A 12631-nucleotide genomic window follows, 5' to 3' on the forward strand; every position below is an offset into this window, starting at 1 on the left:
TTATTGCAGGGAGGCATTATTATGAAGCTTGATTTTGAATATGGACAGGGCACTGTGAGCGCTGAGCTTCCAGAGGATACTGAGGTTTTTATTCCAGGTATTACAGTTAAAGATCCCGCTTGTATACCCGAGGATCAGATTGCTGAGGAGACGTTAAAAAGTATCCGCAATCCTATCGGCATGGAGCCATTATCTAAACTGGCTCATAAGGGAAGCAAGTGTGTGATCGTGTTTCCTGACCGCGTAAAAGGCGGTGAACAGCCAACCGCGCACCGCAAGGTAAGCATCCGGCTGATTCTTGACGAACTATATGCCGCTGGTGTTGAGAAAAAAGATATCCTGCTGATTTGTTCCAACGGTCTGCACCGTAAGAATACAGAACAGGAAATCCGCGGTGTTTTAGGCGATGCATTATATAATGAATTTAATCCAACAAATCAGATCATGAATCATGATTCTGAAGATGATGAACATCTGATCGATTTGGGCTTTGATGAAGCCGGTGATCATGTAATCATGAACAAGTATGTTTTTGAAGCGGATGTAGCGATTCTGATCGGTCATGTCCAAGCCAATCCTTACGGCGGATATTCCGGCGGCTACAAGCATTGTGCGACAGGCATTACTCATTGGCGCTGCATCGCTGCCCATCATGTACCTAAGGTTATGCACCGTGATGACTTTACACCGGTCAGCTCTCACAGCCTGATGCGCCAGAAATTTAATCAGATTGGTATGTATATGGAAGAAAAGATGGGCAAGAAGTTCTTCTGCTGCGATGCTGTGCTGGATACACTCAGCCGTCAAATAGCAATCTTCAGCGGCTATGCAAAGGAAATGATGCCGCTTAGCTGGCAAATAGCGGATCAGCGCACTTATGTGCCGTTCGCGGAAAAGAAGTATGATGTGCTGATCTTTGGCGCTCCGCAGTTTTTCCATTACGGTGATGGCATGGGAACAAATCCAATCATGCTGATGCAGGCGATATCAGCGCAGGTAATTCGTTTAAAACGGGTGATGTCAGATCATTGTGTGATTATCTGCGCAGCGCTATGCAACGGCTATTTCCATGATGAATTGTGGCCGTATAACCGTAAGATGTATGAAATGTTTCAAAAAGACGGCATGAATACGCTGGTCGATATGAATCGATACAGTGAATATTTCGCGACAAATGAAGAATGGATCAGACAATATCGTTATTGCAACGCGTTCCATCCCTTCCATGGCTTTTCGATGATCTCATGCGCGCATATCGCGGAAATGAATACTTCCGCAATCTACATCTGCGGCGCCCAGGAACCAGGTTATGCAAGAGGCATGGGAATGAAGACCCGAGCAACGATTGAGGAAGCACTGGCTGACGCAAAGAAAAAATATGTCGGTGAGCATCCGCATATTCTGGCACTGCCTTTAACGTTTAAGAAATGTGCTGTCCATTTAATGATGAAAGATGAGGTGTATACAGGATGATTGATCAAGCGCTGACCCAAATGCCGCTACTGTTTCAGGATAACCGCATCACGCGCTTTTATATCGGCGGTAAGCTGATGCATGAATGGCGTAAAATGCCGCCCTGTGAGGATTCACATCAGTGTGAGGAGCTGCTGGTTACCTCCATTGGTGCAATCAGCAAGGGGCAGCCGAAAGGCTATGCCATCAGCAAAACGATAGATGAGCAGGGAGGTATTTTGCTGAGTGATTTAATTAAGGCTTATCCCAATGAAATCTTAGGCGAACGTTTTCAGAAGTACAACCCTGATCAGCTGACGATGCTGGCAAGAGTCGGTGATACAACGGTGCGTTTAGTGATGCAGTGTCATCCTAACCGTGAAGATGCGAAACGTTATTTTCATATGCCGATGGGCAAGACTGAGGCGTGGTACATAGCGGGAACACGCGAGGTAGAAGGTAAAGAAACCTGTGTCTATGCCGGCTTTAAACCGCATGTGACAAAAGCGCTCTGGCGCCAGCTTTATGAAAAACAGGATATTGACGCGATGGTTGACTGTCTGCATCAGATTCCTGTCAAGCAGGGACAGATGATTTTAATCCCAGCCGGTATGCCGCATTGTGTCGGGCCGGGCTGTCTGTTTCTTGAATATCATGAATGCAATGATGTGACGATCCGTGTCGAACGCAGCATCAACGGCATGATTATCAGCGACGAGGAAATGTTCTATGGTCTTGGCGCGGATGCCTGTTTCGATATGTTTGATTATACAACCTATGATGATGCCCAAATTCTTGAACGCTCACTGATGAAGGAGCGCTGTCTTGAACAAAATGAGCAGTACACGCTGAGCGCTCTGATCGAACCTGAACAGAACGATTCATTCAGCGTACAGCTGGTGACGATCACCGGCGAATATCCAATGCCTGAGTTTGACGGACACCGGGTGCTGTGTGCGGTTGAAGGCGATGTGAAGCTATGCTGGTCAGATCATTCAATACCCCTGATCCAAGGTCACGCCGCTTTAATTCCGGCAGCCTGCAAAGGCGTACGCGTAGTTGGTGAAGGCAAGCTCACCATTGGCATTCCAACCATTAACGAGGAGGTAGGAAAATGAAAATTGTAGCCGTAGCCGCATGTACGACCGGCATCGCTCACACTTACATCGCGAAAGAAAAGCTGATTAAAAGTGCTGAGCTGCGCGGTCACACGATTTCCTGTGAGACACAGGGAAGTATTGGCATTGAGGATGAACTTGATCCCAAGGATATCCAGGATGCTGATGTAGTCATTTTGGCAATTGATGTTGCCATTGATAAGATGGATCGCTTTACGGGGAAAAAAGTGATTAAGGTTGATACTTCAACCGTTGTTAAGAATCCGATTGGTTTAATTCAGAAGGTTGAGAAAGTAATCCAAAAATAAGGAGATGGAAACATATGAATGACATTATCAACATTAAGGAATTGAAACAGCATATTCTCACAGGTATTTCCTATTTTATTCCATTAGTTGTCGGTGCTGGTCTTACAATGGCGATCGGCCGTGCGATGGCCGGTTCATCAGTCGCCAATCTCGGTGACAGCGGTATTGGCTATTGGCTCTATCAAACTGGTTCCTTAGGTATGCAGCTGATGGTACCGATGCTTTGCGCCTACATTGCTTTTTCCATGGGCAGCAAGCCGGCACTGGCACCTGGCTTTATCATCGGCTGGGTTGCTCAGAATATCAATACTGGTTTTATCGGCGGTATGGTCGGCGGTATCTTAGTGGGTATCGTTGTAAATCTATGCAAGAAATATATTCATCTGCCAAAGGTAATTGAATCCTTAAAAGGCATGCTGGTCATCCCGTTTCTCGCAACTGCAATATCCGGCTTATTGATGTACGCGGTCATTCAGGGACCGATCATTTGGCTCATGGCACAGCTGACAGGCTTCCTGCAGTCATTATCTTCAGGCTCTAAATTTATTTACGGCGGCGTACTCGGCGCGATGGCTACCTTTGACTTTGGCGGGCCGGTCAACAAGACGGCGACAGCCTTTGTGAATGCCTTATATGCCGAGGGAATCAGAGATGCTAAAACAGTACAAATCATCGCCTCAATGATACAGCCGTTCGGCATCGCAATTGCCTGTCTGCTGGCAAGAAATAAATTCACCCGCGCTGAAAAGGAAACATTAAAGGCAGCTGTACCGATGGGCTGCTTCATGATCTCTGAGGGTGTTATTCCGATCGCTGCCCGCGACTTAGCAAGAGTTGTATTTGCCTGTGTCTGCGGCTCCTTTGTAGCTGGTGGTTTATCCATGGTATGGGGTAATTCCTCAGAACTGTTAAACGGCGGCTTTATAGCCTTCCCATTCTTTACATCACCGATGCAGGGATTGATCTGTCTGGCCATCGGCTCGGCTGTGACGGGTATCGTATTGGCACTCATTAAGAAAAAGGTGACTGATGAGGATGAAAAACAAGAGGTTGAATTGGGTAAAGAGTTATCCGATGAAGATCTCGACAACATTGAAATTGAAATCATGTAAGAAGAAAGCAGGTACCCAATTATGTTGCTTAATTTAAAAGGAATACTAAGTGTCGCTAAAGAGAATCATTTTGCCATCGGTGCTTTTAACACCTCGGATCTGGCACTCGTAAGAGCCGTGGTGGAACAGGCTGAAGCATCCAATACACCAGCCATTCTCCAATTTGCTCCAGGTGAATTCAAGTATGCCACCCCTTACTTTTTCCGTTATGTCACAGAGCGCTTAAAAGCGAGTAAGGTTCCTTTTGCCTTACATTTGGATCATGGAAAATCGATTGAGGAATGTGCCGCCGCAATCCAAGCGGGCTTTACCTCGGTGATGTTTGACGGATCCTTGCTGCCCTTGGCTGAAAATATTAATCAAACCCGTCAAATCGTTGAATTTGCCCATCGTTTTAATGTTTCCGTGGAAGCTGAAATCGGTACGATTGGCTCGATGAGTAATTCCGATGAGGGCGGTGTTGAAAACATCACTTACACTAAAGCGGAAGAGGTTGTAGATTTTGTGGAAGCAACCGGCTGTGACGCGCTGGCCATCGCTATCGGGACAGCCCACGGCATCTATCCAAAGGGTTTCCGTCCTAAGCTTCAGTTAGAATTATTAACGGAAATCAACAAGGTAGCAACCGTACCGCTGGTGCTGCATGGCGGCAGTGATAATCCTGATGATGAAATTGCCAAGGCTTGTCAGATCGGCATCCAAAAGGTAAACATTTCCAGTGACATCAAGCAGGTATTCTTTAAAAAAGTGAATGAGATTTATACTGAAACCGGCAATTTCATGCCGCCGCAGGTTTTTAATCCATCTATTTTAGAAGTACGCAAGACGGTTCAGGAAAAAATGGAACTGTTTGGCAGCAGCGGCAAGGCCACTTATTATTAAACACAGAGAGGCAAGGCTTAATGCCTTGCCTGATTAGGAGTTGAACAATGAAGTCAGTGAAACAAAACGCTTTAATGCACAATCTTTTACTGCTGCTTTGTGAAAATGAAACCATTTCCGTATCCAGAATCGCTGCGATTTTGGATACCAGTGAAAGCACGATCCGCAGAAAGATTGATATACTCAATGATGCACTGAAGGAAACGGGATATGGCTATATTGATAAATCCCCGCGCAGGGGCCTGCATCTGGTGGTGGAAGACAGAGCGGCAATCAATAAACTTTTCGCTAATTATGAATTAAAGAACATCATGACCGGTGAGCGGCAGATTTATAAATATCTGATACTAATCCTATCTGGGAAAAACAACAAAATCACCTTGAATGAACTAAGCGAGCGGGTTTATGATTCCATCCCTGTGGTCAGAAAAAATCTGACGGTCTGTGAGGAATGGCTGAGCTTATTTGAACTTCATTTGTCAATCAAGAAAAATGTCGGCATAACCTTAAAGGGCAGTGAAGAAAGCATACGACTGGCAATAAAACATATAGTTATCAATAATGATTTATATAGTATTGATGAAAGTATCCGTATCTTTGCCCAGGGTATAGATTTAGAATTGCTTAAGCAATGTATCTTTGCCATTGAAAGTGAATGGAATTTTAAATTTACTGAGGAATCTTTTCACTCCATGCTTGTCTATGCGGCATTGGCAATCAGCCGCTTTTCGCACACGGTACTGACTATTTCTGATACTGAGCGTAAGACGGTATTAAAGTACAACGAATACAGCTGGTCAAAAAGTCTGTTTAAGATGATTGAGGAAAAGTTCAGCGTAGAGATTGGCGAGGATGAGATCATCTTCTTCGCGGTTCAGCTGTTATGTTCTTATTTGATTCACAGTGAAAATTTCGAGGAGAACAATGCTTACAAATATGATGAAAAGCTGAAAACGTTTATAACCCGTATTATATCTGTCGTCAGCGATGTGATAAATGTTGATCTGACACAAGATAAAGAGTTATACTACGGGCTTTTAAATCATATTCGGCCGGCTATTTTCAGAATGCGTTTTGAAAAGCACAGTACACAGACTTTAACAAATTTTATCAAAGAGGAATATAAGCAGACGTACAGAGTTTCATGGGCTTTGTCGATCTTGTTTGAGGAATATTATGGAATCAATATATCCTCTACGGAACTAAGCTACATTACGCTGTATATTCAATCTTCATTAGACCGTATGTCACAGCCGATAAAAATGGCACTGGTTACTGAGCTTGGCATGGGATTGAATCAGCTGTTCTGTAATAAAATTAAGATTTCAGTGCCTAAGGTTGAGAAAATCGCGATTATTTCACTGCATGATTTTAATGTGAAAATGCTGGATCAGTATGATTTGATTGTTACGACCTCCAGTTTAAAAATCAGCAGTGATAAGGTTATTCAGCTCAGCTCCCTGCTGAGTGATAATGGAATTGGCTTGATTAAGCAAAAGATTGAAATGCTGAAAAGCCGACAGTTAGAGACGAAGAAGAAATTTGATGTATCATGCCATACATTATTTGATCCAAAGCTTATTTTTACCCATCTTAAGGTGAAGGATAAGGAAGCGCTGCTGAGTCTGCTTTCCAAGCATTTAGTCAGTCTTGGTTATGTCAGCAGTAAATATCATGCGTCAATCTTAAAACGGGAGAAAACTGTATCAACCTATATCGGCAACAGTGTGGCTATTCCGCATGGTAATTCAGGCTTAGTTAATGAATCAAAGGTAGCGATTGCGATTTTGGATGAGGCTATTCAATGGGATATGGAGAATGAAGTTGATACAGTATTTTTATTGGTATTTCGAATCAGCAGTCATGAGGATTCAAAACGAGTTCAATTATTTTATAAAGGCTTTTTAGAATTAATAGAAACAGATGAGAAACTGAAATATCTGCGCAGCCTGCCTGAGGATGAGCTGTACAAATATTTGGTTCAATAAAAGGTGCAGAGGTGGATTATGGAATTAAAAGATGTTTTAGATAAGCGGATTATCCGCATTGGTCTTGAGGGCAGGGATAAAGATGATGTCCTGAATAAGATGTCAAAGCTGCTGTTTGACAGCGGTTATATTGATGATGTTGAAGCGTTTGTAAAGGATATCTACCTGCGTGAAGCTCAGGGGGTGACAGGAATCGGTAATGGTATCGCGATTCCGCATGGCAAAAGTGCAAGTGCAAAGCAGCCGGGTATCGCCATTGCTACACTGAGTCATCCAATTGAATGGGAGACGCTGGATGAAAAGGATGTTGATACAGTTTTCCTGTTTTGTGTGAGCAGTGATAAAAATTTTGAACGTAATCATATGCTGCTTTTATCTAAGGTAGCGGCAAAGCTTGCCGATGATGAACTGCTTGCAAAGATCCGCAGGGTAGACAGCAGTGAGGAAATGGTGGCCTATCTGTGCGGAGAAAAAATATGAGCGCTTTGATTCATGATGGAGTGTCAAGGCTGGCTGAATTAGACAACGGAATTTTAAAGCTGCAGCTGGCGCTTGACCGCGGCAATATTTTTAAATCATTGATGTTTAAGGGACAGGAATTAATATTGATCAAGCCTGAGAATTATGCTTCGGACGAGCGGCCGACCTGCGGCTGTCCAATCCTGTTTCCTTATTCAGGGAATAATCAAGAGGGCTTGCTGCATCTAGGTGATGAATGCTATCAAAGCGGCATTCATGGTATCGCTCATTCATTAGTCTGGGAAATATGTGCGTTTGCTGATTCATCGATCACGCTGAGTACACATGCTACTCAAAAGACAAAGGAAACCTACCCTTTCGACTTTTGTCTTCAATCGAAGCTCTCTTTAGATGAGAATCGGCTGCGATATGAGCTGACTGCCAGAAATGAATCAGAGCGTGTCATGCCGTGTGATTTGGGTCTGCATCCTTTCTTTTTGAATCCTGATTTAAATAGGACCATTTTTACTGGTAAATTTATGGATGGCAGAATGCTGACCAATGAGGATCTTGATTTTGATCAGGTTTGTAAAAGCGGCTATCTGTGCGGGCAGCTGCGTGAATTGAGCTGTATCCTGCCTAATGGCCTGCGGCTGACTTTTAATAGCCTTGAAGGCTTTGTGAATACCTTGATTTGGAGCGGTGATCCTCATCGTTTTATGGTTATCGAGCCATTGAGCGGTACGGTTAACGCCATTAATGAACATCGGAATCGATTCAATGTACAGCCTGGTGAAACATGCAAGGCTGTGCTTGAAATCAAGATAAGTGATAGACAGGATACATAAATGCTGTCATTGATTGTGAAAATCAAACAGAAGTATGGTAAACTAAAAGCAAATGAGGTGATGACATGGGTGTACTAGCTATTGGTGTCGCCTGTATCGATACAACCATTGAAATTGATCAGCCCTTAATGGAGAATCGTAAATACAGCTGCACAGGCACTACCTTATCCGGTGGTGGCCCGGCTTTTAATGCGGCCTGTTTATGCGCGCTTTGGCAGGCTGACGCTTATTTGCTCAGCCGGATTGGAACTGATGAAAATGGCAGGCATATTGAAGCAATTGCAAAACAATCCAAATTGAAACTGCTGGGCTGTGTAGATGAACGCTTTAGTACCGCGCATTCCTATATTGTCAGCTGTAATGTTAATGGCAGCCGTACAGTATTGAATTATCCGTGCCATCAAACCTTGAATGATTTCACCTTTCAGCCGCTGCCCATTAAAGTGATTTTATCCGATGGTCACTTGCCGGCGCTGACTTTGAAAGCGCAGAAATATTATGTTGACGCACAGCTGATTGTAGACGCTGATATCTGCAATGAAAATACCATTCAGGCTGCGAAAGCGGCTGACTTTATTATCTGCAGTGAGGAGTTCGCGTCAGATTATTTAGGCGAAGCTTTAGCGCTGCATGATAGGACTACATTGAATCAGCAGTTTGAAACGATCCGCGAGCTGAATCATCGGCAGTTAATTATAACAATTGGTGATCGGGGGGCAATTTATAAAATAGGTGATCAGCCGGAAATTTTCCCTGCCTATCCAGTTAAGGCCGTTGATTCCTGCGGAGCAGGCGATATTTTTCACGGAGCCTTCGCATGGTGTGTGGATCAGCAAGCTTCAATGCTTGATGCACTGAAAATTGCCAGTCTTACCGCCAGTATATCAGTAACTCGCAAAGGCTCACAAACTTCCATTCCTTCATACGATGAAGTTATGGCAAAGTTCAGACAATCATAAAATAAAAAAGCTCTCCAATAGCGAAAGCTTTAGTACGCTGTGTCATTATTGATGCAGCGTTTTATTATGTTCAGTTATTTCTTTTTTTTAGGTTTAGGCAGCAGCAGCTCAGGATAAGAGGCTTCGATAATATCTCTTAACAGTTCTTTATTTTCAATATCGGCAACAAACATTTTCTTGGCGCCGGCATAGGGAAAATCTTCAACCACCGGATCAAGCAAAGCTTTGCCTGCCTTTGTTTCCTTGATAAACAGCTGACCATCACAGATCAGCCCGATAACTTTATCCCGATAATAAACAACATATTCACCCATCATCCCCCGGGTGCGCAGCTCCTCTAAAAGACTTAACTGATCAAGGATATAGGCTAGCATATCTTTACTTGTTGACATTATGATTTCCTCATTTCTTGGTGATGCTTCTATTATACTTTAGTTCATCATTTAGTGGTATACTAAAAACAAAGGTGGTGCTTATGGAAAAATCAGAAAAGAAAAGCATGAAGCGGAGTATTAAAGAATTGGAAAGCCGTTTTGCAATGCTTCAGCAGCAATTAAAAACCGCAAAGGTACCGGTAATTATAACATTTGATGGCTGGGGTGCCAGCGGCAAGGGTACATTGATTGGGAAAATGATCTTAAACCTTGATCCGCGCGGTTTTGAAGTATGTGCGATGGATGAAGCGGACGCGGCTGAAAAGCGTTATCCATTCTTATATCGTTATTGGCTGAAACTGCCGGCAAAGGGTGAAATTACGATTTTTGACCGCAGCTGGAATCAGGAAATCTCGGTTTTCCGCGTAGACCGTGAAAAGAAGCATAAGTGCTTTAAGGAACAGCTGGAAAGTGTTCTGCGCTTTGAGCGTCAGCTTTGTGATGATGGTGCTGTGCTCTTGAAATTCTTCTTGAATATCTCAAAGAAGGAGCAGGCCAAACGATTTGAAAAACTGCTTGCCGATAAGACAACCGCTTGGCGGGTAACGGATTTGGATATTTACCGCAATGAGCATTATGATGAATATGCGAAGGCTTTTGATGAGATGATTGAGAAAACAGAAACTGACCATGCACCATGGCATTTGATTGATGCTTGTGATAAGGATGAAGCCTATTATAAGATTCTGGAATGCTGTGTAGAGACTATTGAAACAAAAATGAAGGAAAATCTTCAGCATGACGGCATTCGGGCTGATCAGATGAAAATGCCGCTGCTGAGTATGCCGTTGCTGCAGGACGTTGATTTATCTTTAACGATCGATGATGAGACTTATAAAGAAGAATTAAAAAAAGCCCAGAAAAAACTGCGCGTGTTGTCGAATGAATTATATTTAAAAAAGATACCGTTGATATTATGCTATGAGGGATGGGATGCGGCAGGTAAGGGCGGCAATATTAAACGGTTAGCTGCCTGCTTTGATCCGCGTGGTTATAATGTGAATCCCACCTCAGCCCCTAATGCTTATGAAGCAAGCCATCACTATCTCTGGCGTTTTTGGCGGCATCTGCCCAAGAGCGGACATATTGCTGTTTTTGATCGTACATGGTACGGCCGGGTTATGGTTGAGCGGATTGAGGGCTTTTGTAATGAACAGCAGTGGCGGCGGGCTTATAATGAAATTAATGAATTTGAACAGGATCTGAGCCGCTGGGGAGCTATTATTTTAAAGTTCTGGCTGCAAATTGATAAGGATGAGCAGCTGAAACGTTTTGAAGAACGGCAGAATACACCAGAGAAGCAGTGGAAGATCACCGATGAAGACTGGCGGAACCGTGAAAAATGGGATCAATATGAACCGGCAGTTAATGAAATGCTGAGACTGACCTCGACAACCTTTGCCCCATGGATGATTATTGAATCCAATTCTAAGGAATATGCCCGCTTAAAAACAATTCATTTGGTCATCGAAGCGATTGAAAATCGGCTTAATCAAAAAGGGTGAAGCTTTTAGAAAACAGAGGCAGGAGGTATGAGTATAATGAAATGTCCGTATTGTCAAAATGAAATGCAGTCTGGGTTTATCCCTAATGGCGGACAGCCGGTTCAATGGATTCCCAATGATGAAAAGCCATCAATATTTAATTTTACAGTAGCTGATCATGGCATTCCTTTATTGAATCAATTTAAGCCGTTAAAAGCGAATGGATATATCGCAGAGGCTAATTACTGTCCGACATGTAAATTGGTGATTGCGCCAACTAAAGAATGATTGAATGAAATTGGTTTGAATGATGCAATGATTTTACTTATCAAGATTATAACGATTAAAAGGGGTGAAGGCTCACCTCTTTTATATTTGCCGGTTTTACGTTATAAGATGTTAAAGCTGTCATAATCAATTCTTACTCACACATTATTATCAATGGCGGTTTTAATCAGCTGAATGGCTTCATCATAATCAGAATAGCCGCTCATGACTTCATATTTCTCATCTTTTAGTAATGATTCCAGCAGGTGTTTTCTTACTGAGCGCTGATTTTCTTCATTCACCTCTAAGCGGATGCCTTTAAAGATTGGATGCTTATCGTAATTGTAGCTGCTGATGCATGTTCTTTCTATATAGGTCTTAAAGTAATGGGCAGCTTCTGAGTAATTTTGTTTGCTGAGACAGTAGTGACAAAGTAATAGCTGACTGCTGCCTTGCGGGATTTGAAACAGCTCCTCCAGCTGACTGGACAACACAAGCAGCGGCATTTGTTCCTTATCCTCGCTGAGCCGGGCAAGCACTGAAAGGGTACTGATACATTTGTTTATTTCTTGCAGCAGCAGCCCCTGACATGCATGCCTAGCCTCTTCAAAACGTTCCTGTTTCTCATAAAGGCTTAAAATGATGGCGGAAGCGTCAATAGTTTGTTCCTGCAAGCTTTTTAACAGCTTTTCACATTCCTCATATGCCTGCAGACTTAACAGACAGTAGGCTTTGGAAAACATAGCGCTGTTTGTAAGTTTAGGATCTTGCTGGTCAATGACAGCTTGTAAATAGCTGGCCGCTTTTTGATATTGCTCATTGATAAAGGCCTCATCAGCATTTTCGGCAAGTGGTGCGTACATCATAATCAGCGTTCCCGCACTAAGCAGCAAGCTGCCGTTGGCAGGGTATTGGCGCAAATAGTGATTCAGCAGGCGGAGGCCATCCGCATAGCTTTCCTGAAGCATACAAGTTCTGACTTCATCCTTTATGTCCTTAATTGCTTGGGGAGTCAGCTGAATTTGAAAATCAAACAGTTCATCTAAAGTAATATGAAGGGCTCTGGCTAATGGCGGCAGTAAGCTGATATCCGGAGCCGTGCTGCCATTTTCCCATTTGCTTACCGCCCCTGCCGATATTCCCAGCTGATTGGCTAACTGTTCCTGTGTCAGACCCAGCTTGCGGCGGTTTTCCGCAATTCTTAGTTTTAATTGTGTCATAACATTCTCCTTCTATCCTCATTATAATCGATGTTTAATCGCTTCACAAGCGAGCGGTTCGCCACTTTAAGAGCTATAAAGTTGAGCGGCGCTCAAGTTG

At 43.3% G+C, this 12631-nt stretch carries 13 protein-coding genes; 11 read left to right on the forward strand and 2 right to left on the reverse strand.

All coding sequences use genetic code 11. From position 1 onward, the window contains the following. Positions 1–21 precede the first annotated feature (21 nt). The 9 genes from DWZ33_RS12625 to DWZ33_RS12665 all read left to right on the forward strand — a co-directional run bounded on the left by DWZ33_RS12625 (position 22) and on the right by DWZ33_RS12665 (position 9126). Positions 22–1473: a lactate racemase domain-containing protein gene (locus DWZ33_RS12625; RefSeq protein WP_118455060.1), complete on the forward strand. Its 1452-nt coding sequence runs from the start codon at positions 22–24 to the stop codon at positions 1471–1473. Then, complete coding sequence (locus DWZ33_RS12630) at positions 1470–2570, forward strand: class I mannose-6-phosphate isomerase (RefSeq protein WP_118455061.1); 1101 nt, start codon at positions 1470–1472, stop codon at positions 2568–2570. The genes DWZ33_RS12625 and DWZ33_RS12630 overlap by 4 nt, the downstream gene beginning before the upstream one ends. After that, positions 2567–2878 (forward strand): PTS fructose transporter subunit IIB, encoded by a 312-nt coding sequence (locus tag DWZ33_RS12635; protein ID WP_022936554.1) that lies wholly within the window; start codon positions 2567–2569, stop codon positions 2876–2878. The genes DWZ33_RS12630 and DWZ33_RS12635 overlap by 4 nt, the downstream gene beginning before the upstream one ends. Before the next feature lie 14 nt (positions 2879–2892). Next, the gene (locus DWZ33_RS12640) at positions 2893–3990 is read left to right on the forward strand and encodes a PTS fructose transporter subunit IIC (RefSeq protein WP_022936555.1); all 1098 of its coding nucleotides are present in this window, start codon (positions 2893–2895) and stop codon (positions 3988–3990) included. Positions 3991–4011: 21 nt separating this feature from the next. Continuing rightward, positions 4012–4872, forward strand: coding sequence for a ketose-bisphosphate aldolase (locus DWZ33_RS12645; RefSeq protein ID WP_118455062.1), 861 nt, complete (start codon positions 4012–4014; stop codon positions 4870–4872). A gap of 47 nt (positions 4873–4919) precedes the next feature. Beyond that, positions 4920–6860 carry a BglG family transcription antiterminator gene (locus DWZ33_RS12650; protein ID WP_118455063.1) on the forward strand — a complete coding sequence of 647 codons (1941 nt, stop codon included), beginning with the start codon at positions 4920–4922 and terminating at the stop codon, positions 6858–6860. A gap of 18 nt (positions 6861–6878) precedes the next feature. Continuing rightward, a complete protein-coding gene (locus DWZ33_RS12655) occupies positions 6879–7340 on the forward strand; it encodes a PTS sugar transporter subunit IIA (protein ID WP_022936558.1) in 462 nt (153 codons plus the stop codon). Then, the gene (locus tag DWZ33_RS12660) at positions 7322–8167 is read left to right on the forward strand and encodes an aldose epimerase family protein (protein ID WP_147352892.1); all 846 of its coding nucleotides are present in this window, start codon (positions 7322–7324) and stop codon (positions 8165–8167) included. The genes DWZ33_RS12655 and DWZ33_RS12660 overlap by 19 nt, the downstream gene beginning before the upstream one ends. Before the next feature lie 65 nt (positions 8168–8232). Next, complete coding sequence (locus DWZ33_RS12665) at positions 8233–9126, forward strand: carbohydrate kinase family protein (RefSeq protein WP_118455065.1); 894 nt, start codon at positions 8233–8235, stop codon at positions 9124–9126. Positions 9127–9200: 74 nt separating this feature from the next. On the opposite strand, the gene DWZ33_RS12670 is transcribed toward DWZ33_RS12665, so the two are convergent. Then, entirely contained in the window at positions 9201–9518 is a 318-nt protein-coding gene (locus DWZ33_RS12670) for a TfoX/Sxy family protein (protein WP_118455066.1), read from the reverse strand. A gap of 83 nt (positions 9519–9601) precedes the next feature. Here DWZ33_RS12670 and pap point away from each other — a divergent pair, with 83 nt between their 5' ends. Next, positions 9602–11065 (forward strand): polyphosphate:AMP phosphotransferase, encoded by a 1464-nt coding sequence (pap, locus tag DWZ33_RS12675; protein ID WP_220452438.1) that lies wholly within the window; start codon positions 9602–9604, stop codon positions 11063–11065. 27 nt (positions 11066–11092) lie between these two features. Next, complete coding sequence (locus DWZ33_RS12680) at positions 11093–11332, forward strand: PF20097 family protein (protein ID WP_220452439.1); 240 nt, start codon at positions 11093–11095, stop codon at positions 11330–11332. Positions 11333–11469: 137 nt separating this feature from the next. On the opposite strand, the gene DWZ33_RS12685 is transcribed toward DWZ33_RS12680, so the two are convergent. Then, positions 11470–12531, reverse strand: a complete 1062-nt coding sequence (locus DWZ33_RS12685) for a helix-turn-helix domain-containing protein (protein ID WP_118455068.1) — start codon at positions 12529–12531, stop codon at positions 11470–11472. Positions 12532–12631 lie beyond the last annotated feature (100 nt).

The organism is Dielma fastidiosa, from assembly GCF_003475485.1.
GTDB lineage: Bacteria > Bacillota_I > Bacilli_A > Erysipelotrichales > Erysipelotrichaceae > Dielma > Dielma fastidiosa.